The organism is Paenarthrobacter sp. NPDC057981, from assembly GCF_042886835.1.
Classification (GTDB): Bacteria; Actinomycetota; Actinomycetes; order Actinomycetales; family Micrococcaceae; genus Arthrobacter.
The window spans coordinates 1-22283 of the sequence record NZ_JBHVQI010000014.1; the positions used below are offsets into that span (position 1 = coordinate 1).

The window sequence follows — 22283 nt, forward strand, 5'->3', positions numbered from 1 at the left end:
GCTTCCTCACGAAACGCGGCATCATATTTTCTTCTGGGCGTGGTCATCTGAAACGAATCTCCCATCAAGCTGTCTCAAAAAACCATACGACCGCAGCCTTCCCACATCGCGTGGAAAGGCGTTTCATCGTTTGAGTGAGCGAGCGACCAGCCCAAACCCGGGGAATGTGAGAGAGGGTTACTTCTCCACGAGGGTGAGGACGTCGTAGGTTGCCACGATCTCGTCGTTCTGGTTGGTCAGGACGGCGTCCCAGGCAACCTCGCCATATTCGTCGGTCTCACGGGGAGTGATCTTCTTCGCCGTCAGCGTCACGCGAATGGAATCCCCGGCGGCCACAGGTGTGATGAAGCGCAGGTTCTCCAGCCCGTAGTTGGCCAGGACGGGACCCGGCGCTGGCTCCACGAACAGGCCTGCAGCCCAGCTCAGCAACAGGTACCCGTGCGCCACGATTCCGGGGAAGAACGGGTTGGCCTCGGCAGCTTCCTGGTTGGTGTGGGCGTAGAACGTGTCACCCGTGGAGTTCGCAAACGCAGTGATGTCCTCCAGCGAGACCTGGCGCAGCTCCGAACGGACGGCGTCGCCAATGCGCAGCGTGGCAAGGGACTTGCGGAACGGGTGCTCACCCTCGGTTTCCACAGTGAAGTTCCGGTCGGCGCCGGTGTGCCACTGACCGGTAACGGCAGTGAGCATGTTCGGCGAACCTTGGATGGCAGTGCGCTGCATGTGGTGCAGTACGGAGCGGATGCCGCCCAGTTCCTCGCCGCCACCAGCGCGGCCAGGGCCACCGTGGACCAGGTGGGGAACAGGGGAACCGTGGCCTGTGGAGGACCGCGCGTCCTCACGGTTGAGCATGTGCACGCGGCCATGATGGGCAGCGATTCCAGTCACCAACTCACGGGCAACAGCAGGATCGTTGGTGCACACCGAAGCCACCAGCGAGCCTGAACCACGGGCAGCAAGCCGCACAGCATCCGCGAGGTCGCTGTAACCGAGAACTGAGGAAACAGGTCCGAAAGCTTCCAACGAGTGGACTTCTTCGGCTTCCGCATCGGCCCAGCTGAGGAGGACCGGTGCCATGAACGCACCATCTTCCACCACGCCCACAGTGCCGCCAACGGAAGTGACCGACGGCGCTTCGAGAGATCCGTACGCAAGCTCGCCGCCGGCGTCGAGCATTGTCTGGACAGCAGCCCGGACATCGGCGAGCTGTTCCAGCGAGGCGAGGGCACCCATGGTGACGCCTTCGGCGCGGGGGTCACCAAGCACAACACGCTCGTTGATCCGGGCGCCGATAGCGGCGGCGACGTCGGAGGTCAGCTCCGAGGGAACGATCACGCGGCGGATGGCGGTGCACTTCTGACCGGCCTTGACGGTCATCTCCGTAACGACGGCCTTGACGAAAGCGTCAAACTCGGGGGTGCCGGGGACGGCGTCGGGGCCGAGGATCGCGGCGTTCAGGGAGTCCGTTTCGGAGGTAAAGCGGACGCCGCCCTGGACCACGTTGGCGTGCGATTTGAGGGAGTTCGCCGTGGACGCCGAACCGGTGAAGGACACAAGATCGCGGTAGTCGAGTTCATCCAACAGGGTCCGGGCCGAGCCGGAAATGAGCTGCAGCGAGCCCGCAGGAAGGATCCCGGATTCGATGATCGCCTTGACCGCAGCTGCGGCGACGTACCCTGTGGGTGTCGCAGGCTTGACGATTGTAGGGACGCCGGCAAGGAACGCCGGCGCAAACTTTTCCAGCATGCCCCACACCGGGAAGTTGAAGGCGTTGATCTGCACGGCAACACCCGGGATGCGCGTGTAAATGTGCTCGCCGGCAAAGGACCCATCCTTGGACAGGATCTCCATGGGACCGTCCACCACAACCTGGGAGTTCGGCAGTTCACGGCGGCCCTTGGAGCCGAAGGTGAAGAGCACGCCGATGCCGCCGTCGATGTCGATCATATTGTCGATCTTGGTGGCGCCGCTCTGCGACGAGGATGCGTACAGCTCCTCACGCCGGCCGTTGAGGTACATGGCGAGCTCTTTGAGCTTGAGTGCCCGCTGGTGGAACGTCAGTTTGCCAAGTTCCGTTTGGCCCGTGGTCCGTCCGTGATTTACGACGGCGGCAAGGTCCAGTCCGTCAGTGCTCACGTTGGCCAGGACTTCTCCGGTGCTGGCATCCCTGACGGGGACGGTCTTGGCGTCGGACGCGGGAGTCCACCACGCATCCTGGACATAACTGGGGACGGTGGCAACGGCTGTGGTTTCCGGGGCGACTGCGGTAGTGGTCATCGTCGACGGGTCCTTCCAAGGCACATGAAATCGGCACGGTCATCGCTGGAGGAACCAACATTACTGACCGGCCGTTCGGTAATATATACAGGGTACATGAATGCCCGTGAGAGTACAGCAGCTAATTCTCAGCCGGGCAGACCGGCGTCGGCTTCGACCTTGGCCTGGATCGCGCTCAACTCCTCCTCGGAAACCCCATGGGCCACCAGGAAACCGGCAACATCAACCGACGCCAGGTAGAGCCGCAGACTCGCCAGGCGCTCCGCCAGCATCGCTTCAAGCTGCTCGCCGGGCAGATAGGGATCGTGGGCATGGGGCGCTCCGTGGGTACGATGCCTCTCATTGATCCCCCTGGCCGCAAGCTCGTAGCCCTGAAGAATCTCGTCATCGGTGAACCCCGCGAGCCTCTGCAGCATCAACGCGATCATTCCACTGCGGTCCCGGCCGGCTGAACAGTGCACCACCACTTTGCCCGGCGAGGCAGCTATCGCCTTGAACACCGCCGCGATCTTCTCCCCGAACAGCTGCAGGTAGTCGCCGTACTGCGCCGGGTCCTTCAAGTACGGGCCGAACAGCTCCCCGAATTGGCTGTGGTCCGGATCTTCCGTTGGGCAATGTACGACGGCGATACGCGCCCTCACGTCGTCCGGCACCTCGGGGTCGGTGTCGCGTTGCCGCCGCTCCCGCGAGGCGCGCAGGTCGATCACAGTGCGGACGCCGTCGTCGTACATCTGCTGCCAACCGGCACCGGTGACCCATTCGTGGCGGCCCATCCGATAGACGTCGCCGGCGATCTTCCAGGCGTTGACAGCGCCGTCCCAGTGGACCCTTTGGTGGGTTGAAGAAGTCCCGTCCATGGAAGCCATGCTAAGCACATCAGGGCGGAACCGTGGCGAACCCGCTGATCCGTTGTTGGCCAACAACGGATCAGCGGGTTGGCAACGCCAGTTACTGCTTCACCAGCTTGGTGGGTTTTACATTGGAGAGCAGTGCTGACGCGTAGGCTTGATGGCCGGCGTCGTTCGGATGGAAGTTGGCATCCGGCAGACGCGTTTCGGGCAGAACGGGAGTCAGTTCCAGCTGAAGCCATGGGTTGCCTGAGTTCACCGCGTGTCCCAAGAAGCGCTTGGTCATGTCAACGAACACGGCGTTGGCACCGCTGACTCTCACAGCCTTGGCAATAGTGGCGTTGAGTGCATCAATGGCCTGGTTGACCAGAATCTGGTTGGCCACTGGCACCACCGTTACCCCTCGAAAGGAAATGTCACCCTGGGCTGGGTCGAAAAGTCGGGGGTATCCCAGCACAGCGATGGTGGCGTCCGGTGCAGCATCCTGGATCGTTTGATAGGTGAGGGCCAAACCGCCCAAGAGGGCGCCGGATTGAAGGTCCTGGATGGCTCCGGCCACTTTTTCGGCGCACAGTTGAGTGCCCGGTGTGGAGCAGGCCTGCAAGGCGACTCCGCTCCCGGCATCCAAGGCTCCCGCCGTGATGCTTACCAAATCGGTTGTCGCATTGAGGGATCCCGGTATTAGCCCTGCGAGCTGCGCGCTTATCGGCGTTGCTCTTCCCAACGGGACCAGGAAGGCGCCATGACAAGCAGCGTTCGCCACAAGGTGCACGCGGCCTGTGGCAGCCACAAGGTCGACGTATCCTCCTTCGCTTTGCCAGCATGTTTCATCGTCGGGCCAGTAGAGCCCATCCGCGCCCGTCCCCGCCGTGTACGAATCACCCAGCGCGACATAGTCGAGCGGTGGCGGCGGCGCCGCGGTGGCAGGAGCGGCGGTGAACCCCAGCGTGAGCGCCGCGATGGCGAGGCCGCCGACCAAAGCCGGGATCCGGCTTCGTGAATTTTGCTTTGCCATGACTAATCCCCTTTTTTTGCGGTGATGGGGCTCCGGCAATCCGAGCTTCAGCTGTTCGCGGATGTCGCGGCTCGCCCACCAGTCGGCCGCATACCGGGGCAATGTGTGGCTAGATTACGCCCGCCGGCAAGCAGGGAAAAGACCTCGCCGCAAGGTGTTCAGGCATTGCCCCGCCGGCGATAGAGGATATTTCCCACCAAGGACACAATGCCGCCGATCAACAGGGCCACACCCACCAACGGAAGCAGCGCTACAGCCTTCTTCGACGATCCTTCAAGGGGAATTTCCAATGTTCCTGCCACATCATCCGGATGGTACGTAACATCGATCGAATCACCGATCTCATACGCACAGGGCTTGGCGCTGGTGCCTGGCGGGGTCCGGTAGGTGACGCCGTCAACCGCCACAGTGGCGATGGGCTCACATAGACCTTTGCCGCTTACTTCCTGGTCAACCACAGTCCCCTGCGCGGCCACTGTCCCCTCGAGTGCGGGCGCGTTGCTGAAGATGAGCAACCACACAGTTCCCAGGACGATGGTGATGATGGCTGTCCGGAGACTGAACCTGGGCTTCCGGCGTGTTGTCACGGCGTTGGGTACGCCCCGTACTGGGCCAGCCGGTACTCCAGGCCGTTCCGCACCGCAGGCCACTCGTGCTCGAGGATTGAGAACACCACGGTGTCGCGGAGCACGCCATCCTTGGTGCGCGAGTGGTTCCGGAGCACGCCATCCTGCTTGGCCCCCAAACGTGCGATCGCCTCGCGGGACTGGTGGTTCAGCCAGTGCGTGCGGAATTCCACCGCCGGGCAGCCCAGGGCTTCAAACGCGTGCCGCAGCAGCAGCAACTTCGAATCCGGGTTGGTTCCTGTGCCGTGCGCCGACGCCGCGTTCCAGGTGGACCCGATCTCCACCCGAGGGGTGCTGGCGTCGATGTTCATGTAGGTGGTCATGCCGATGAGCTTGCCCGTGGCGTTGAGCCGCGTGGCAAAGGGCAGCATGGAACCTGCGTCCTGGAGCGACAGCCGACGCTCAATGTCGGCAGCCATCCCTTCGGGCGTGGGAACGGAGGTGTACCAGAGCTTCCACAAGTTCCCGTCACGGGCGGCGTCCACCAAGCCATCGTGGTGCTCCGGCGCCAGCGGCTCAAGGGTCACGAATTTGCCGGTCAGGGTGATGGGTTCGGTTGAAGTCACCCGGCTAGCCTAACCGGCCGCGGACCTTAGTCGTTCCAGTCGAAGAAGCCCTTGCCGGATTTTCGGCCGAGCTCGCCGCGCTCCACTTTGTCACGCAGGATCTGCGGCGGAGCGAAACGGTCGCCCAGCGTGGAGTGCAGGTACTCGGCGATCCCGAGCCGGACGTCCAGCCCTACGATGTCCGTGGTCTTCAGCGGCCCTGTTGGGTGTTTGTAGCCAAGCACCATCGCGGCATCGATGTCCTCGGCGGAGGCAACGCCCTCTTCCACCATGCGCATCGCTTCCAGGGCAATGGCCACGCCAAGCCTTGAGGACGCAAATCCGGGAGCGTCATTAACGACGACGGCGGTCTTGCCGAGTGCCTCTGTCCAGTTTTTCGCCGCTTGAGCGAGTTCGGGAGACGTCTCTTTGGCCAGCACCACTTCAATCAGCGCGGAGGCGGGCACCGGATTGAAAAAGTGCAGCCCAACAAAGTTGGCGGGCCTGCGGAGCTCGTTGGCCAGTCCCGTAACGGACAGCGAGGACGTGTTAGAGGCCAGGAAAGCGTCGCCTGACAGGTGGTCTTCCACGGCCTTCAGCGCTGTGACCTTGAGATCGAAATCTTCGGGGACTGCTTCCACCACCAGTCCGCAATGAACGAATGACTCGTAGTCCGTGGAGGTGCTAAATCGGGACATGGCTTCCTCGGCTGATTCGCTGAGTGTGCCACGGGCTGCAGACTTGGCCACCGCTTCTGCCACCCGGCCATGCGCGCCAGCTGCGGCCTCGTGGTCCCTCTCAACAACAATCACAGTGGCGCCCTTGATGAGGAAGGCATGCGCGATGCCGGCGCCCATCCGGCCACCGCCCAGCACTCCGACGACGTGCGGGATGGAGGGAACGGCTGTCATTTCCTGGTCCTGTCCTGGGTAGCTTCGTTTGCGTTCTTCTTATCCGAAGACTTCTTGTCGAGGAAAGCCTGCATGCGATCAAACTTTGCCTGGGATTCGAAGAGTATTCCCTGCGCCAAGGTGTCGATGAGGGGGTGGGCTTCAGCCGGGGCATGGAACACCGACTTGGTGATGCGAACGGCCATCGGATCCTGGCGACCGATCCTGTCGGCGAGAGCATCCGCGGCGTCCATCAGCTCCGGCGCTTCAACAATGGAGGTGATGAGGTTGATCCGGAGCGCTTCCTCGGCCCGCAGCACCGCGCCCGCCAGGAGGATCTCCTTGGCTTTCGGTTCCCCGACGAGTTCCTTGAGCCGCCACGTCGCGCCGGCGGCCGCCAGAATGCCGAGGCCCGTCTCCGGGTTTCCGATCCGCACACTCGGCGTGCCGATCCGGAAGTCTGCGGCGTAGGCGAGCTCCGCTCCCCCGCCGAGGCAATATCCGTCCAGTGCCGCAATGACGGGCATGGGCAGCTTTGCGATGCGGACAAAGATCGTTGAATTGATGCCCTGCAACGCGTCATCCCGGCGTCGTTCACGCAGCTGCCCGATATCGGCACCCGAGGCAAACACGCCGTCCGTTCCGGCGATGATCAGCACTTTCGGGTTTCGTTCCAGCTCGGCGCAGACCGCGTGGAGCTCATCCACCATCGTCTGGTCGATCGCGTTGCGGACCTCGGGACGGTTCAGAAGAACGACGAGCCTGTCCTCGCGCTCCTCAATCAGGAGCGCGGTGAAATCTTCAGGGTTCAATGCCATTACACGCCTTCCAGCAGCATTGCGGTACCTTGGCCGACGCCGATGCACATGGTGGCCAGACCCAGCTTGGGTCCGGTCGCTGAGGAGAGTTCGCGTTCCATGCGGCCCAGGAGCGTGATGGCGATCCGTGAGCCGCTGGAACCGAGCGGGTGTCCCAAACTGATGGCACCGCCGTCGTTATTGACGATATCCGGATCCAAACCAAGACGACGCATGCTTGCCAAGGACTGCGTGGCGAAAGCTTCGTTCAGTTCCACGGCTCCGAGCTGGTCCACGCTAAGCCCTGTCCGGGCCAGGATCTTCTGCGTTGCCGGGACGGGGCCGATGCCCATGATTTCCGGTTCGCAGCCTGCGGAGGCGCCGTCGACGATGCGGGCGCGGGGCGTGAGGCCAAACTTCTTGATGGCGGACTCGGAGGCGACGATGATGGCCGAGGCACCGTCATTCAGCGTGGACGAATTGCCTGCGGTCACAACGGAGCCACCCGGGACTACAGGACGAAGCCCGGCAAGCACGTCCATGGTGGTTCCCTCGCGCGGCCCCTCGTCAGTGTCCACAACAGTTTCGGACTTCCGGGTCTTCACGGTGACCGGGACGATTTCGTCCTTGAAGCGACCACCGGCAATGGCTGCCAGGGCGCGCTCATGCGAACGAACCGCGAAAGCGTCGGCATCCTCTCGCGAGATGTTGTCCACACGGCCCACTTCCTCGGCGGTCTCCGGCATGGAGTAGGTCATCTTGCCGTCGCGGGACAGCTCGCCTTTGGTGAAGAGCGGGTTGGCGAAGCGCCATCCGATGGACGTGTCGAAGATCTGGCCCGGCTTGGCGAACGCTGTCGCGGGCTTCTCCTGCACCCACGGCGCCCGACTCATGGACTCGACGCCGCCGGCCACCACGATGTCCGCAGCGCCGGATTTGATCATCTGGCTGGCCATGATGATGGCGCTCAGGCCCGAGGCACACAGGCGGTTCACGGTGATCCCGGGGATGTGGAGGGGAAGTCCGGCAAGGAGGGTTGCCATACGGGCGACGTTGCGGTTCTCCTCACCGGCGCCGTTGGCGTTGCCGAGGATTACCTCGTCAATGGCGTCAGGGTCGACGCCGGCTCGCGCCACCGCTTCCCGGACCACCAGTGCTGCGAGGTCGTCGGGGCGGACAGAGGACAGCGCCCCACCATAGCGTCCGACAGGCGTACGAGCGCCGCCAACAAGAAAAGCCTCGACCATGAGAACATCCTTCGCGAAAGTAAAGGGACCGGCGGAATAATATACCGACCGTTCGTTCTATAAAGATTACACGGCCCAGCGGGACGGTCAACAGATGAAGCTCCCCGGAGGACCGCCCCATCGCCGCCTCACACCACCCGGATCCCCAAATGGCCGGCCAACAAGGGGGCCATCAAGCTCAGCTGGTAATCGTCGATGACCACCCCGGCAAGTCCGGCCAGTCCATTGATTCCGCGGAACTCCGAAGTCCGCAAGTCCACGTCCTTGAGCTTGGCACCTGAGACATCCAGGGTGCCGATGGTGCAGTTCTTCAAAGCCACGCGGGTGCCGGTCACTCCGCCGAGGTCAAGCTCGTTGATAATGCAATCCGAGATCTGCACGTCCATGAGCTTTGAGCCCCTAAGGTTCACATAGTCCAGCTTCCCGCCGTCGATGCGGACCGAACGCCAGGTGCCCTCATAAAGTTCTGCAGAACCCCATCGTGGGTTGGTGATCTCCACGTCCTGCCAAGAGGTGCGCGCAGCCATCAGTACGGGCGCATACGGCTCAGCCAAAACGCACTCCCGGAACGTTGCCCCGCGCAGTTGTGCCTCGTTGAAGGACACCCCGTTGAATTCGCACTCAATGAAATCCGCGCCACTGAGTTCCTCACCGTCCGCGGAAACCCTGGTGAGCCGGACGCCGTCGTACCTTTCGCCGCGCTGGAAATCCGGGGCGTCGTCGTCGCGCAGTTCTTCCAACCGCACCGGGGAAATCTTCGGGGCGGCAACCTTCGCTGCCGCCATCAGAGTGACTCCGCCTTTCCGGGCTTCCCCGGTCCGGCGTTGGTATGCTGCGTCAAAGTAGTGGGTAGTTCCATGCTTCGAGCCTATCCTTGGGCCCTGACAAAAAGCTCGTCCGCTTGAACCTGAAGGAGGGCCACGTGGTCACCATCGACTTGAGCGCGAAGAGCAAGGCCGCGGGAGGCTCCATTGGCCTCCAGGGGTACCTCGCCGAGCCCACCGGAGATGGCCCTTTTCCGGGGGTGGTGATGATCCACGAAGCCTTTGGACTGAACGATGTGATGCTTCGCCAAGCAGACCGCCTGGCGGCAGCGGGGTACCTGACCCTGGCTGTGGACCTGTACAGCGACGGCGGTCCACGACGCTGCCTCGTCGCCACCATGCGCTCGATGCTTTCGGGCACAGGACGGGCCTTCGCGGACATCGCCACCGCCAAGGAGTGGTTGCGCGAGGATGAAAAGTGCAGCGGAAGGGTGGGCGTCATCGGTTTCTGCATGGGCGGCGCTTTCGCTCTGCTTTCAGCCAATGACGGATTCGACGCCGCGTCGGTGAACTACGGCCAACTGCCGCGGGACCTGCACAGCGCCCTCGAAGGCGCCTGCCCGATGGTCGCCAACTACGGGGCCAAAGACCGGACCCTGCCGGGCGCCGCCGCCAAATTGGAGCATGCCCTCTCCGACCTTGGCATTGAGCACGACGTCAAGGAATTTCCGACAGCGGGCCACGCCTTCATGAACGACGCGCCGGTTGGACCCAGGCCACTCCGCCCACTGATGCGGGTCATGGGAATCAAGCCGGATCCCGCCTCTGCCCCGGAAGCGTGGAGGCGCATCGAGGAGCATTTCGCCAAGTACCTTCAGGACCATTAATACAAACGGCGGGCGCCCCTCCAGGTGACGTAATCACCGGAAGGAGACACCCGCCGTCGAACGTTGATAAGCGCTAGCTGAACAGCTCGCTCTTGGGCTCGTTGTTCTTGACCTTCTGCCAGCCAAGCCACAGCACCAAGGCGAAGAACGGAATGGTGGCGAGGGTCCAGAGCCCCAGGAGGAAGACCTCGCCCGTGGCCTTGTCAGTCATGGTGTCGAAACCGATCAGCACGGTGATGGCCAGCAGCGCCACGAGGCCGAGCCAGCTGGTCCACGGCGAACCGGGCATCGGCAGGGAAGAGACCTTGCCCTTCTTGTGGCGCAGGGCGATCTGGCTGGCGAAGATCGAACCCCATGTGAAGATCACGCCGATGGACGCGGTGTTCAAGGCGAGATCGAAGGCGTGCGAACCACCGAGCCAAATGTTCAGCAGAATACCCACCAGGTAGACACCGCCGATGGCCAGGATCGCAGCGTATGGCACGTGGCGGGAAGACATTTTGGTCAGCCACTGGGGGGCGTGCCCGTTGTTGGCCATGGTGCGGAAGATTCGGCCGATCGAGTACAGACCGGAGTTGCAGGAGGACAGCGCTGCGGTGATGACGATCATGTTCATCACATCGCCCATCCAGCCCAAGCCCATCTGCCCGAACACCGTCACGAACGGCGAGGTACCGGCCTTGTACTGGTCAGAGGGCAGCAGCATGGCGAGCAGGGAAACGGAACCGACGTAGAACACCACAATGCGGATCACGACGGCGCGGATCGCCTTGGGAACTTCGCGTTCCGGGTTTTCCATCTCACCTGCGGTAATGCCGACGAGCTCGATGGCGTTGTAGGCGAAGATCACGGCGTTGAGGACCAGGATCATCACCAGGCCGCCCTTGGGGAACATGCCGCCTTCGTCGTGGAACAGGTTGGCTACGGACGCGTGGCCCTCGCCCACCTTGGCGTTGGTGACAACCATGAACGTGCCAACAGCCAGGAAGATCACGATCGCGGCAACCTTGAGGCAGGAAGCCCAGAATTCGAACTCGCCGAACGCCTTGACGCTGAACAGGTTCACGGCCACCAACAGCACCAATGCTGCAATGGCGGACAGTTCAATCGGCACGTTGGGGAAGAAGAACTGGAAGTACAGACCGATTGCGATGAGCTCGGCGATGCCGGTCATGGCCCAGTTGATGAAGTACATCCACCCGGACAGGTAGGCGCCCTTCTTACCGAACATCTCACCGGCGTAGCTGACGAACGAACCGGAGGTCTGGCGGTACATGATGAGTTCGCCGAGAGCGCGCATCAGCAGGTAGGCGATGACGCCGGCAATGGCGTAGGAGAAAATCAGGGCCGGGCCGGTGGAGGCCAGGCGGCCACCGGCACCCATGAAGAGGCCGACGCCGATGGCGCCACCCATGGCGATCATGGTGACGTGGCGGCGGCTCAGGGTCTTCTTGTATCCCTCGGCGCTGAGGGAGGAACCGACGGCGGTGCTTGAGGCCGTCTGGTTCTTGAGATCTGTGGGGGTACTTTGCGGCACAGCTGTTCCTTGTGGGTTGGGGTGTTGCTGTTGTGGTTGCGCCGGTGCCGGAGCACGGGCGGCTTTTGCACACAAAATTCGAGTTTTTCCCGTTTGAGGGACCCGCTGTGTGACGCAGGCCGCAGAACGCCGAACGTTCGCGCAACCCGTCTATCTTACGGCATGTGACAGCGGACCCGTGACGCAGGCAACAGCACCACCCCCGGTCAGAAGCAACGCGGGGTCAGATGTGGCCCATGTTCACCCCTGGAGGGGCCATATCTGACCTCGCGTCGCAACTCTCCAACGGATTGCCTAAATAAAACTTTTCGGTATGCCTAAATTTCGCTATCCTCGTAATGAGTACCCCCAACGACGAGGAACCCCAATGGCTGCACCCACCCTGGAAACACGTGCCACTCCCGGCAAAGCATGGTCGCGACTGCTGCTGCTGGGACCGGCGTTCGTGGCTGCGATCGCCTACGTCGATCCAGGAAACGTTGCTGCAAACCTCACCGCCGGCGCGAACTACGGCTACCTCTTGGTCTGGGTGCTGGTGGCCGCGAATGCCATGGCAGTCCTGGTGCAGTACCAATCCGCCAAGCTCGGACTCGCCACCGGAATGAGCCTGCCGGAAATTCTGGGAAAGCGCCTGGGCACGAAACGTCGGCGCCTCTACTGGGCCCAGGCCGAAATTGTCGCCGGGGCTACCGACATGGCCGAGGTGATCGGCGGAGCCGTCGCCCTCAATCTGCTGTTCGGGCTGCCGCTTCTGGCAGGCGGCGTGATCGTCGGCGTCGCTTCCATGCTGCTGCTGGCACTGCAGTCCCAGCGGGGCCAGCGGTCCTTCGAGTACGCCATCCTGGTTCTCCTGGGGATCATCGCAGTGGGGTTCGTTTCAGGGTTGTTCGTCAATCCCCCGGACGCCGGAAGTGCGCTCGGCGGCCTGCTTCCGCGATTCGACGGACCTGACACGGTGCTCCTGGCAGCAAGCATGCTCGGAGCAACCGTCATGCCTCACGCGATCTACCTTCACTCCGCCCTGGCCCGGGACCGCCACGGATTCTCACCGGACCCCATAATTCGGACGCGGCTGATCCGGACCACCCGGATGGACGTGGTGGGCGCCTTGTTGCTCGCCGGAATCGTCAACATCTCCATGCTTCTCCTGGCCGCCTCCAGCCTGCGCGGGATCGAGGGAACGGACACAATTGCCGGTGCACATGCGGCCGTAACAGCGGCATTGGGTCCTGCCATTGGCGTTGTGTTCGCTATCGGACTGCTTGCTTCCGGGCTGGCATCGACGTCCGTTGGCTGCTACGCCGGGGCAACCATCATGGGCGGGCTCCTCAAGATCCGCATCCCGCTGCTGGCCCGCCGTGTCATCACCCTCGTCCCTGCCCTGATCGTCTTGGGCGCGGGAATTGAGCCGACGCTGGCCCTGGTGCTGAGCCAAGTACTGCTCAGCTTCGGCATCCCCTTCGCGCTGATTCCGCTGATCCGGTTGACCGGCAAACGAGACGTGATGGGAATCCACGCAGATTCCGTGCCCCTGAAAATTGCCGGCTGGACCAGCGCCACCCTGATCGTCGGATTGAACTGTGTCCTGATCGCGCTGACCCTGAGCGGACAGGGTTGAGCGGGCAGGGTTGAGCGGCACGTCCTGAGCGGACAAAGCTGAGCACCCCCGAACCCAGCAAAGCTAGGCTGGACACATGGGCATTCTTCAGACCAAGGCATCTTTGTACAGATTCACCGCCCTGGACTACCTTGCCGTGGCCACCTACCTTGGATTCACCCTCTACTTCACCTTCGCAGGTGGAACAGTTCAGCGGCTCATGCTCCAGCTGTTCCCCGACCCGGCCACCGCATCCTATGCGGTCAACGCCATCTTCTATGCCGGCGTCGGAATATTTGCCGTGGCGTCAGCCCGGCGCGTGGCGGGCCGCGACCTGAAGATCCTCGGGACCCGGCCGTGGTTCACCCTGGGCATGATTCCCCTCGCGATCGTGGTGATGCTCATCCTGACGGCGATCCTGGTAGCTGCGTTCGGGACCGCGCAAAGTTCCGAAAACCAGCTTGGTATCCAGGGTTTGCTGCAACATGTTCCGGCGTGGCTCATGGTGCCGTTGTTGGTGATTCTGGGGCCATTCGTTGAGGAGTACCTCTTCCGCCACCTGCTGATCGGCAAGTTGTCACAGCATGTGAATATCTGGATCTGTTGCGTGATCTCGATGGTGGTCTTTGCTTCCATCCACGTGATCGGACGTGAGGGCCTGGTGCTGTCAGCCCTGGCACCTTACTTGGGCATGGCGACGGTCCTGGTGGCCGTGTACGTGTGGACGGGGAAGAACCTGATGTTCTCCTACTTCGTGCATGCAGCCAAGAACCTCATGGCCGTGGTCCTCATCTACGCCGTGCCCCCGGAACTCCTCCCCAACTAGGGGACAGCAAACGTCCCACTGAGCCCTCATTGCGACATTTGCTGTCCCCTAGTTGGGTAACCCGGACGAAAGGTGACCGCATTCGACTACCCAGCCCCCCGCCGTCGGAATAGCTTGGGGGCATGTCACTCAACATCCAGGTAGTAGTCGATTGCAAGAAGCCCCACGACCTCGCCGATTGGTGGGCCGAGACCCTTGAATGGACTGTGGAACCCCAGGATGAAAACTTCATCCGCTCCATGATCGAGCAAGGCTTCGCTACGGAGGACCAGACCATCACGCACAACGGCAAACTCGTCTGGGCCGATGGCTGCGCGATTGTTCCGGCGGAGGACCCGGACCCAAAGGCCGGCCGACGCATCCTGTTCCAGACGGACCCGAATGACAAGACCGTCAAAAACCGGGTGCACTGGGACGTCCGACTGGACGGGCGGGAGAAGGACGTTGTGCGCAAGGAACTGGAAGCCCGCGGCGCCAGGCACCTGTGGACCGCCAGCCAGGGACCCCACGAATGGCACACCATGGCAGACCCGGAAGGCAACGAGTTCTGCATCAGCTGAGGCCGTTACTAGACTCGGTATGTGAACAACGATCTCCCTGCCAAGGTTTCCGACATCTTTGACCCATCGCGCTGGCGCACGGTTTCCGGCTTCGATGACTTCAAGGACATGACGTACCACCGGCAGGTTGAGCGCTCAGCCGACGGCACGGTCAAGGACCTCCCGACCGTCCGCATCGCCTTCAACCGCCCCGAAGTCCGCAATGCGTTCCGCCCGGGCACCGTGGATGAGCTGTACCGCGCCATGGACCACGCCCGCATGACACCCGACGTGGCCACAGTCCTGCTCACCGGCAACGGCCCCTCCGAAAAGGACGGCGGGCACTCGTTCTGCTCCGGCGGCGACCAGCGCATCCGTGGACGGGACGGGTACCGCTATGCAGAGGGCGACACACAGGAGACCATCGACCCCGCCCGCGCCGGCCGGCTCCACATCCTGGAAGTCCAGCGGCTCATGCGGACCATGCCCAAGGTGGTCATCGCCGTCGTCAACGGTTGGGCGGCGGGCGGCGGCCACTCCCTGCACGTGGTCAGCGACCTCACCATCGCCTCGCGCGAGCACGGCAAGTTCAAGCAGACGGACGCCACGGTCGGAAGTTTCGACGCCGGATACGGCTCTGCGCTGCTGGCCCGCCAGATCGGGCAGAAAGCCGCGCGGGAGATCTTCTTCCTTGCCCGCGAATATTCCGCAGAAGACATGGTTCGCATGGGCGCTGTCAACGAAGCCGTGGACCACGAACGGCTGGAAGAGGTCGCGCTGGAATACGCTGCGGACATTGCCCGCCAGTCGCCGCAGGCCATCCGCATGCTTAAATTCGCCTTCAACCTCGCCGACGACGGGCTCGCCGGGCAGCAGGTCTTCGCCGGCGAAGCCACACGCCTTGCGTACATGACGGACGAAGCCGTGGAGGGCAAGGAAGCCTTCCTTCAAAAGCGCGATCCCGACTGGTCCAGCTTCCCCTACTACTTCTAGGACCGGCCGTGGATATCGATCCGATTCTCAAAGCACTCGCCGCTGCCCTCCACGGTGAGGGTCCCGCCGTCGAAATCGTCACCGACGCGGACGGCAAACCCAGTGCGGTTCCCGTGGAGACCGGCGTCGAGGACGCGGCACTGGTGGTCCGTACCTCCGGCTCAACCGGGGCCCCCAAGGCGACCGTGCTGACCATCGATGCCCTGGCGGCGTCGTCGGTGGCGACTGCCATGGCCCTGCGTGGCGAAGGTCAGTGGCTGTTGGCCCTCCCGCTGCAGTACGTGGCCGGCGCGCAGGTCCTGGTCCGCTCGCTCTACGCCGGAACGCGCCCATGGGTGATGGACCAGTCGAACGGCTTCACGCCTGAGGCCTTTACGGCCGCAGCGGAGGAACTGACCGACAAGATCCGCTTCACGTCCCTCGTACCCACGCAGCTGCAGCGCCTGCTGGACTCCCCCTCTCCGGAAACCCTGGCTGTCCTGCGCCGCTTCAATGCGATCCTGTTGGGCGGCGCCCCCGCTTCGCCGGAGCTGCTCGCCACTGCCCACGCCGAAGGGCTGAACGTCGTCACCACCTACGGTTCCGCCGAGACGTGCGGCGGGTGCGTGTACGACGGCGAGCCTCTGGACGGCGTCGAAGTCCGCCTTGGTGAGGGCGAGTTGGAAGGTCGCGTCCTGTTGGGTGGCGCGACTGTTGCGGCCGGGTACCTGGATGCCGCTGGAGCTTCAGAGAAAGCTTTTTTCGAGGAGGACGGCAGCCGCTGGTATGTCACCGGCGACCTCGGCGAGCTCTCTTCCGAAGGCAAGCTGACCGTGCTGGGCAGGGCCGACGACGTCATCATCACCGGCGGCGTCAAGGCCTCCGCCGCTTACATCCAAAGCAAGCTTGAAGAGCTCGACGGCGTCAACGCGGCTTTCGTCGCCGGCGTCCCGTCGCGGGAGTGGGGGCAGGCAGTAGCCGCCTACATCGCCGTCGACGACCCCAGCCGCGAGGGAATCAGCGGTTTTACGGCGCGACGGCAAGCCGCCCTGGGTGTGTTGGCACCGAAAACGGTCCTTGCCGACAAGGAATTGCTGATGCTCCCCAACGGAAAGCCGGACAGGCTGGCCATGATCGAACTGCTTTCCAATCTGCATCAGGGACAATAGACAAGTTCTTCCCCCCAACTGACATCAAACGCGAAACACACGAGGTACAACACGTGGCGACAGCTGCACAATGGATCCAAGGAGCCCGTCTCCGCACCCTGCCCGCGGCAATCGCGCCAGTCCTGATCGGCTCGGCAGCGGCGTACGAGCTTCACGCCTTCCGGTTGCCGAACGCGATCCTGGCGGCGCTCGTTGCGCTTCTGCTCCAAATCGGCGTCAACTATGCCAACGACTACTCCGACGGCATCCGCGGAACCGACGAGGACAGGGTTGGCCCCCTGCGCTTGGTAGGCTCCGGCGCAGCGAGGCCGGAACAGGTCAAGTGGGCGGCGTTTGGCCTGTTTGGTGCCGCGATGGTGTGCGGCCTGATCCTGGTGATCATCACCCAGACCTGGTGGCTGATCCTGGTGGGCATCGGATGCGTCCTGGCGGCATGGGGTTACACCGGCGGCAAGAATCCCTATGGCTACATGGGCCTGGGCGATGTGTTCGTGTTCGTGTTCTTCGGGCTGGTTGCCACCCTGGGCACCACGTACACCCAGGCAGGGCAGGTCAGCCTGGCGGCCGTCATTGGCGCGATCGGCACGGGCCTCATTGCGTGTGCGTTGTTGATGGCCAACAACGTCCGCGACATCCCCACGGACACCGCGGCCGGAAAGCGGACCCTGGCGGTTCGATTGGGCGACCGCCATGCCCGGGAAAGCTACGTGCTGATGCTTGCGGTGGCCATCCTGTTGGTGATTGTCTTGGCGCCCACCAAACCGTGGATGTTGATCGTGCTCCTGCTGATTCCCGCGTGCCTCATGCCGGCGTGGTTGATGGTGAACGGGAAGAAGCGAAAGAGCCTGATCCCGGTGCTCAAGCAGACCGGCCTGATCAACCTCGGCTACAGCCTGCTGTTCTCGCTGGGCCTGATCCTGAGCCGCGGCTTCTGAGTTAGAAGGTGCCGGGGCGCTTGTCGTTGTTGATGGCAACGTCCGGGTTCTGCTCAACCAGGCTGTCCTCGGCGTCGGCGTCTTCAACCTCGCCGGCGGAGCGGATGGGCTTGGCCCGCCCGGAGAAACGTTCGCGCATGGCGGCCGTTGCGGCGTCGCGCTGTTTCTGGAAGAACAAGTAGCTGATGGCGAAAGCGATCAGGCCTGCAAAGACCACTGCGAGGATCCAGCCGACCTGCAAAAAGGCGAACAGCACGAACAACGGCACGAACAGTGCCAAACGAATGAGGGAATACTTCAGGAAAGCCACCATCCAAGTTTAGCCGCCCCGATGGTTGCACTCTGATCACGGCCAAAACCTGGCACCCAGTGAACGGCCTCCGGGCACTAGACTTGATGCATGCTCCGCGTTATAGGCGTCGTCGTCGTCCTTGTTGTCTTCGTCTATGCCCTGGTGGATGTCATACGTACGGACCGCCACCAGACCCGCGGCATTTCGAAGACCGCCTGGATCATCGTGATGATCGTCCTGCCGGTGCTGGGCGCCGTTTTGTGGTTTATTTTCGGCCGCCCGTACAACAAGCCCACGGCAGCGCCCGCGCGGCGCCACCCCACCGCACCTGATGACGACCCCGAGTTCCTGCGAAACCTTGAAAACCGGCGTCGCAACCAAGCCGAAGAGGACCGCCTGAAAAAGCTCAAGGCGGACCTGGAAGCCAAGGAGCGCAAACTCCGCGACAAGTCATCCGGTGGCGCTGGCGAGGCCAAGGGTTTCGGCTCGGGCGATGCCGCCGCCGGCGGGCCGGATGCGCATGATACCGACGAGCTGAAGTAGGTAAACATGGCCCAGCAAGCTGATGGTTCACGGCAGTCAAACTCCACGCCATCAGTGAGCGGGCCACCCGCGCCGCCCGAGCGCCCGGGATTCTCCCTTTCCACCCCGCCTCCCATAGTTGCTGCCGTGAGGCCTCCCGGTCCCGCGAGGTTGTCCCGTTCGCTGTGGCTGGCAAGTTTCCTGGCCGGAGTTGCCGTCGTGGTCACAGGCTTCCTTGGCCGGGACGCCCATTTTGAACGTTTGAAGGGCGTCATCCAGTCCATGGTCCCGGACGGTGACGCCACAGCGGTCGAGGGAGCCACCGCCGTCGTATTCCTTGGCAGCCTGGCGCTGATCGCTGCGGTGGTAGCGGTGGAAGCCGTCCTGTTGGCAGTCCTGTTCAGGCGACGCACATGGCCCCGCTGGGTTCTGGCCCCCGTCGTCCTGCTCCACGCCGTGGTCACTGTGATGACGGTGGACTATGTGGCGGCCCCCGGCGCCGACGGGGTCATGGCCACAGTGCTTCTGGCCATCCAGTTCATCCTCGCCGCAGCCGGCCTGATACTGCTCTTCCTGCCGTCCACCACTGCCTGGCTGCTCAGCGGACGGCGGGCATAGCCGCCAGAATTCCCTCGCAGCTGCGCAGGACCACGCGGCACGCGTCCACTGCCGATGAATCAAGCAGCAAGGGGTTTTCCGCGATGTGGCGCCAGCGGTCCACTGCGTCACGGGCTGCCCGTGCGATGTCGTCGGGGCCCACTTCCGGCGGAAGTCCCAGCCGCTGGAATGGAAGATTGCCCCGGCCGCCCACCAACTGTTCGGCTTCCTCGGCTTGCCCGGGCGCGAGCCCGGAAGCGCCGGTCCGCAGCAATCCCAGAAGCCTCAGCTCCTTGAATTCATGTGCCCCGGCGAGCAACTGTTCCAGTGCCGTTTCGAGGACGGCTGCCTCCCCCGGTTGGGATCCGCTGAGCAACGATTCCAAACCCACGACGGCGGCACGCGCCTTGAGCGCGTCTGCCCGGGTTTGGAACAGCGAGTCTACGGTGCCAAGCAGCTGGCCCAATCCGCTGCGCCGCGCCAGTTCGTGCGCCAGTTCAGTTGGGCTGTCGATTCCGCCCCGGATCAGGGCCACCGCGAGCCGGATTCCGAACATGCCGAACCGTTGAACCAGGGATTCCTTCAACTCCGGGTCCAGTCCGTCGGGCCCGGGCAGCCCGCCGGGCCCGGGCAGCCCGCCGGGCCCGGGCAGCCCGCCGGGTCCGGGCAGCCCACCGGGCCCGGGCCGGACGAACCGGTCAACCGAGAGCATCATCCTTTCGCGCTGGTTGCGATCGAGCCTGGCGAGGACCGTGAAAGCATCCACATCGCGTTGGCGCATGGTCCGTGCACTCTGTGCCAGCAATCCCGCGACCGGAACCACGCCCAAGGCCAGCGGCTTGAGGTTCTCGTCCCGGCTGTAGCGTTCGGCTATCACGGCCGCGGAGATCAACGCATCGATCCGTCCAGCGCCAATTTCGTCCGCGCGTGACAGGACGGCCAGGGCATTGACCGTCCCGGACTTCCCGGCCGTTGTGTCCTTGAACGATTCCAGGAAGTGCACATCCGAGGCATGCAGGTGGCGCATCAAGTAGATGACAGCATCGGCCGCCATGGGGGCATCCTCGGGAACCAGGAAGGCAGTGGACCTCGCCGACACCTCGCTCGAGAGGGAAGCGATGCCGGGAGTGTCGATCAGAGTCAGGTCCCGGAGGCTGGCCGACGGCCAGTCGACCACCAGTTTCTCCACGTCCTCCGCTTGGAGTTCCCCCAACGAAAACACCAAGCGGCCATCTTCACGGTTCACCGGCAAGGCCCGGGGCTCCCCTGCCAACGGATGGAGGGTGATCCGTGGTGCATGCCCGTAGCGGTACCACGTGACGATCCTCGTGCACTCTCCGGCATCCGTCGGGGCGATCTCTTCTCCGATGATGGCGTTCAGAAGAGTCGACTTTCCGGCTTTCACCATCCCCGCCACCGCGATGCGCAAAGGCCCGGCAAGGCGATGGTCGAGCTCATCAAGCACTGCCAGGGCGGCCGGATCCCCGTGGTACAGCTCCCGCGCCTGGCGCAACAGCTCCGCTGCACCCGCGACACCCGACTGGATCATTACGCCGGAACCGTCGACGACGCCGGAACGGCCTGCTGTGCGGAGGCCCCCTCCTCCTGCAGTTGCCGGGCGACGGCATTCAACGCATCCACGGCTTTGAGCTGGTTCTTGATCTCCCTGATCCGAAGTTCCCTCTCGGCGGCGTACGTCGCCGCTGCCTTCTGCGCCGCCGCCACGGATTCGGTGAGGGAACGGTGGTGTTCCTCGGCGATGTCCGTGAAGTGGTCCCGGGTGGCACGCTGAACCAGCCGTAAGCGGTCCTTGAGTTGCTTGCCCACCTGGAATACGACGTCGTCCACCTGCTTCCGCACCAAAAGCTTGGCCTCGGACTGCCGCCGTTTGAGCCGCGCTTCCTGCTCCTCCCGGTACGCTTTCCGGCCGAGCATGAGCCCAGCTCCCACTGACAACGGATTGATCAGGGCCATACCGAACAGGCCGGTGAGCAACCCGAACATCAGCACCCCACCGTAGGACCCGCGCATGCCGATCAGGATCTTCTGCACCGGTCCCATGCGCCCATCTTCCATGCCTTGGAGTTCTGCCACAGGATCCAGCACACCCCCGGTGTCGGCGACATGGAGGGCCGGGAGTGCTACTTCGTCCTCGGTGAAATGCTCTGCGACCTGGCCGGCCAGCCACTGTGCACGTTCACTGGTCCACACGAACGTATCCGACACCGCGGCGGCGACGCTTTGTTCAAGCCACTTGGCGAACTGCTCCCAGGCCGGGCCCGGATCGCCCAGGTCGATGGCTGTCTCTGCCTCACGTTGTATGCGGCGGAGGCGATCCCTCAGGTCATACTCCATGTCCGCGATGAGGTCGCCTATCCCGTCGTTGAGGGTTGTCTGCCAGCGGGCGGATTTTTTACGGAGCGCGTCCGCGTCCTCCTTTGCTGCGGTCAGACCGGCGATCATCTGGGGCGTGTCCTCGGGGTTTTCCAGGGCAGCGAGTTCGGACCGCAACGCCAGCATGAGGTTCCCGGTCACCGACACGAGGTCGTTGCCCACTGAGCGGCGTTGCAGGAGGGCAGCTTCACCAACAATGCTGTTGCGAAGGTAGGAGATCAGGGCGGGGAACCCGGATTCATTGTTCAGGTCGGTGTCCTGGAGCCGTGCTGCCTGCAGCCGCAGCTCCGAGGAAACGGGGAACATGGGGATGTCCTGCCCGACGTCGGCAAGGTGTCCCTTGTCCAGCTCAGCGATCTGCCGCCACGCGGGGTAAAGGTCGGTCTTGGACAACACGCAGGCCACATTGGGGCTGACGCGCATGGCCTGGCGAAGGAACCGCATCTCGGGTTCGGTGTACTCCTGGGATGCGTCCGAGACAAAGAGCATGGCATGAGCCGAGGGCAACGCGGTGAGCGTCGTCAAGGTGTGGCTTGAGCCCAGGCCGCCCACGCCCGGGGAATCCACGATGCAGAGCCCGCCTGACAGGAGCTTCCTGGGAAGGCCGACCTCCGCCGCGATGATATTCCGGGAGTTACCGGGGTTGCCTTTCTCCGACACGAAATCCGCCAACGCGGCCAGGTCTACGGGCTGGCGGTCCACCCGCGGCTCCGCGGGTGGACCGTCGTCGGGGGCGCTGTCCGGTCCCGCGACGGCGCCCGCGGGAACAAGAACAACAGCCGACGCCGGATCACCGTGCCGGACCACTGTGGGAACCGTGGTGGCGATATCGTCATCCACCGGGCAAACAGGAGCGTTGACCAGCGCATTGATGAGCTGGCTCTTACCCTGTTTGAATTCGCCCACCACAATCACCCTGACGCTTGGATCCTGGAGACGTTTCAGGGTGTTCTCAAGCCGCCGCCTGAGGTCATTCCGCTCACCCGCCACAGCCATTCCGTGCTCCA

Annotated in this window: 22 protein-coding genes; 9 read left to right on the plus strand and 13 right to left on the minus strand. The window is 63.5% G+C overall.

Features of this window, described 5'->3' with window-relative positions:
- Positions 1–177 precede the first annotated feature (177 nt).
- The 9 genes from paaZ to ACFVSI_RS13615 form a co-directional block, all read right to left on the minus strand.
- The gene (paaZ, locus tag ACFVSI_RS13575; RefSeq protein WP_387824371.1) at positions 178–2277 is read right to left on the minus strand and encodes a phenylacetic acid degradation bifunctional protein PaaZ; all 2100 of its coding nucleotides are present in this window, start codon (positions 2275–2277) and stop codon (positions 178–180) included.
- Between the two features lie 128 nt (positions 2278–2405).
- Positions 2406–3134 (minus strand): tyrosine-protein phosphatase, encoded by a 729-nt coding sequence (locus ACFVSI_RS13580; protein ID WP_387824374.1) that lies wholly within the window; start codon positions 3132–3134, stop codon positions 2406–2408.
- A gap of 91 nt (positions 3135–3225) precedes the next feature.
- The gene (locus ACFVSI_RS13585) at positions 3226–4140 is read right to left on the minus strand and encodes an SGNH/GDSL hydrolase family protein (protein ID WP_387824377.1); all 915 of its coding nucleotides are present in this window, start codon (positions 4138–4140) and stop codon (positions 3226–3228) included.
- A 158-nt stretch (positions 4141–4298) separates the two neighbouring features.
- The gene (locus ACFVSI_RS13590; RefSeq protein WP_387824380.1) at positions 4299–4727 is read right to left on the minus strand and encodes a hypothetical protein; all 429 of its coding nucleotides are present in this window, start codon (positions 4725–4727) and stop codon (positions 4299–4301) included.
- Entirely contained in the window at positions 4724–5332 is a 609-nt protein-coding gene (locus ACFVSI_RS13595; protein ID WP_387824383.1) for a GNAT family N-acetyltransferase, read from the minus strand. The genes ACFVSI_RS13590 and ACFVSI_RS13595 overlap by 4 nt, the downstream gene beginning before the upstream one ends.
- A gap of 26 nt (positions 5333–5358) precedes the next feature.
- Positions 5359–6222: a 3-hydroxyacyl-CoA dehydrogenase family protein gene (locus ACFVSI_RS13600; RefSeq protein ID WP_387824386.1), complete on the minus strand. Its 864-nt coding sequence runs from the start codon at positions 6220–6222 to the stop codon at positions 5359–5361.
- A complete protein-coding gene (locus tag ACFVSI_RS13605; RefSeq protein WP_387824389.1) occupies positions 6219–7019 on the minus strand; it encodes an enoyl-CoA hydratase/isomerase family protein in 801 nt (266 codons plus the stop codon). Before ACFVSI_RS13605 ends, ACFVSI_RS13600 begins: the two co-directional genes overlap by 4 nt.
- Positions 7019–8245: a thiolase family protein gene (locus tag ACFVSI_RS13610; protein WP_387824392.1), complete on the minus strand. Its 1227-nt coding sequence runs from the start codon at positions 8243–8245 to the stop codon at positions 7019–7021. Before ACFVSI_RS13610 ends, ACFVSI_RS13605 begins: the two co-directional genes overlap by 1 nt.
- Positions 8246–8373: 128 nt before the next feature.
- On the minus strand, positions 8374–9030 hold the full coding sequence (locus ACFVSI_RS13615; protein WP_387824395.1) for a pentapeptide repeat-containing protein: 657 nt from the start codon (positions 9028–9030) through the stop codon (positions 8374–8376).
- Between the two features lie 137 nt (positions 9031–9167).
- Here ACFVSI_RS13615 and ACFVSI_RS13620 point away from each other — a divergent pair, with 137 nt between their 5' ends.
- The gene (locus ACFVSI_RS13620) at positions 9168–9896 is read left to right on the plus strand and encodes a dienelactone hydrolase family protein (RefSeq protein ID WP_387824398.1); all 729 of its coding nucleotides are present in this window, start codon (positions 9168–9170) and stop codon (positions 9894–9896) included.
- 73 nt (positions 9897–9969) lie between these two features.
- Here the strand turns inward: ACFVSI_RS13620 and ACFVSI_RS13625 are convergent, their stop codons facing one another.
- Complete coding sequence (locus tag ACFVSI_RS13625; protein ID WP_387824401.1) at positions 9970–11433, minus strand: amino acid permease; 1464 nt, start codon at positions 11431–11433, stop codon at positions 9970–9972.
- 367 nt (positions 11434–11800) lie between these two features.
- Here ACFVSI_RS13625 and ACFVSI_RS13630 point away from each other — a divergent pair, with 367 nt between their 5' ends.
- The 6 genes from ACFVSI_RS13630 to ACFVSI_RS13655 all read left to right on the plus strand — a co-directional run bounded on the left by ACFVSI_RS13630 (position 11801) and on the right by ACFVSI_RS13655 (position 17471).
- Positions 11801–13051 carry an Nramp family divalent metal transporter gene (locus ACFVSI_RS13630; protein WP_387824404.1) on the plus strand — a complete coding sequence of 417 codons (1251 nt, stop codon included), beginning with the start codon at positions 11801–11803 and terminating at the stop codon, positions 13049–13051.
- Between the two features lie 76 nt (positions 13052–13127).
- On the plus strand, positions 13128–13856 hold the full coding sequence (locus ACFVSI_RS13635) for a CPBP family intramembrane glutamic endopeptidase (protein WP_387824407.1): 729 nt from the start codon (positions 13128–13130) through the stop codon (positions 13854–13856).
- 122 nt (positions 13857–13978) lie between these two features.
- Positions 13979–14416, plus strand: coding sequence for a VOC family protein (locus ACFVSI_RS13640; RefSeq protein WP_387824410.1), 438 nt, complete (start codon positions 13979–13981; stop codon positions 14414–14416).
- Between the two features lie 21 nt (positions 14417–14437).
- Positions 14438–15388, plus strand: coding sequence for a 1,4-dihydroxy-2-naphthoyl-CoA synthase (locus ACFVSI_RS13645; RefSeq protein ID WP_144659172.1), 951 nt, complete (start codon positions 14438–14440; stop codon positions 15386–15388).
- An 8-nt stretch (positions 15389–15396) separates the two neighbouring features.
- Complete coding sequence (locus ACFVSI_RS13650) at positions 15397–16536, plus strand: AMP-binding protein (protein WP_387824413.1); 1140 nt, start codon at positions 15397–15399, stop codon at positions 16534–16536.
- 53 nt (positions 16537–16589) lie between these two features.
- Positions 16590–17471: a 1,4-dihydroxy-2-naphthoate polyprenyltransferase gene (locus ACFVSI_RS13655; RefSeq protein WP_262275863.1), complete on the plus strand. Its 882-nt coding sequence runs from the start codon at positions 16590–16592 to the stop codon at positions 17469–17471.
- 1 nt (position 17472) lies between these two features.
- On the opposite strand, the gene ACFVSI_RS13660 is transcribed toward ACFVSI_RS13655, so the two are convergent.
- Entirely contained in the window at positions 17473–17784 is a 312-nt protein-coding gene (locus ACFVSI_RS13660) for a DUF4229 domain-containing protein (protein WP_387824416.1), read from the minus strand.
- 87 nt (positions 17785–17871) lie between these two features.
- Between ACFVSI_RS13660 and ACFVSI_RS13665 the strand changes: the two genes are divergently transcribed.
- The gene (locus ACFVSI_RS13665) at positions 17872–18306 is read left to right on the plus strand and encodes a PLD nuclease N-terminal domain-containing protein (RefSeq protein ID WP_387824419.1); all 435 of its coding nucleotides are present in this window, start codon (positions 17872–17874) and stop codon (positions 18304–18306) included.
- A 126-nt stretch (positions 18307–18432) separates the two neighbouring features.
- A complete protein-coding gene (locus ACFVSI_RS13670; RefSeq protein ID WP_387824422.1) occupies positions 18433–18903 on the plus strand; it encodes a hypothetical protein in 471 nt (156 codons plus the stop codon).
- Here ACFVSI_RS13670 and ACFVSI_RS13675 read toward each other — a convergent pair.
- Both ACFVSI_RS13675 and ACFVSI_RS13680 read right to left on the minus strand, forming a co-directional pair.
- Positions 18884–20431, minus strand: a complete 1548-nt coding sequence (locus tag ACFVSI_RS13675) for a dynamin family protein (RefSeq protein ID WP_387824425.1) — start codon at positions 20429–20431, stop codon at positions 18884–18886. The two genes, ACFVSI_RS13670 and ACFVSI_RS13675, sit on opposite strands and share 20 nt — an antisense overlap.
- On the minus strand, positions 20431–22272 hold the full coding sequence (locus tag ACFVSI_RS13680) for a dynamin family protein (RefSeq protein WP_387824663.1): 1842 nt from the start codon (positions 22270–22272) through the stop codon (positions 20431–20433). The genes ACFVSI_RS13675 and ACFVSI_RS13680 overlap by 1 nt, the downstream gene beginning before the upstream one ends.
- Positions 22273–22283 lie beyond the last annotated feature (11 nt).

Excerpts from the sequence above, each read along its gene's own strand:
- paaZ (WP_387824371.1), bottom strand. The coding sequence starts at position 2,277 with ATGACCACTACCGCAGTCGCCCCGGAAACCACAGCCGTTGCCACCGTC.
- ACFVSI_RS13580 (WP_387824374.1), bottom strand. The coding sequence starts at position 3,134 with ATGGACGGGACTTCTTCAACCCACCAAAGGGTCCACTGGGACGGCGCT.
- ACFVSI_RS13585 (WP_387824377.1), bottom strand. The coding sequence starts at position 4,140 with ATGGCAAAGCAAAATTCACGAAGCCGGATCCCGGCTTTGGTCGGCGGC.
- ACFVSI_RS13600 (WP_387824386.1), bottom strand. The coding sequence starts at position 6,222 with ATGACAGCCGTTCCCTCCATCCCGCACGTCGTCGGAGTGCTGGGCGGT.
- ACFVSI_RS13605 (WP_387824389.1), bottom strand. The coding sequence starts at position 7,019 with ATGGCATTGAACCCTGAAGATTTCACCGCGCTCCTGATTGAGGAGCGC.
- ACFVSI_RS13610 (WP_387824392.1), bottom strand. The coding sequence starts at position 8,245 with ATGGTCGAGGCTTTTCTTGTTGGCGGCGCTCGTACGCCTGTCGGACGC.
- ACFVSI_RS13615 (WP_387824395.1), bottom strand. The coding sequence starts at position 9,030 with ATGGCGGCAGCGAAGGTTGCCGCCCCGAAGATTTCCCCGGTGCGGTTG.
- ACFVSI_RS13630 (WP_387824404.1), top strand. The coding sequence starts at position 11,801 with ATGGCTGCACCCACCCTGGAAACACGTGCCACTCCCGGCAAAGCATGG.
- ACFVSI_RS13635 (WP_387824407.1), top strand. The coding sequence starts at position 13,128 with ATGGGCATTCTTCAGACCAAGGCATCTTTGTACAGATTCACCGCCCTG.
- ACFVSI_RS13640 (WP_387824410.1), top strand. The coding sequence starts at position 13,979 with ATGTCACTCAACATCCAGGTAGTAGTCGATTGCAAGAAGCCCCACGAC.
- ACFVSI_RS13660 (WP_387824416.1), bottom strand. The coding sequence starts at position 17,784 with ATGGTGGCTTTCCTGAAGTATTCCCTCATTCGTTTGGCACTGTTCGTG.
- ACFVSI_RS13665 (WP_387824419.1), top strand. The coding sequence starts at position 17,872 with ATGCTCCGCGTTATAGGCGTCGTCGTCGTCCTTGTTGTCTTCGTCTAT.
- ACFVSI_RS13675 (WP_387824425.1), bottom strand. The coding sequence starts at position 20,431 with ATGATCCAGTCGGGTGTCGCGGGTGCAGCGGAGCTGTTGCGCCAGGCG.
- ACFVSI_RS13680 (WP_387824663.1), bottom strand. The coding sequence starts at position 22,272 with ATGGCTGTGGCGGGTGAGCGGAATGACCTCAGGCGGCGGCTTGAGAAC.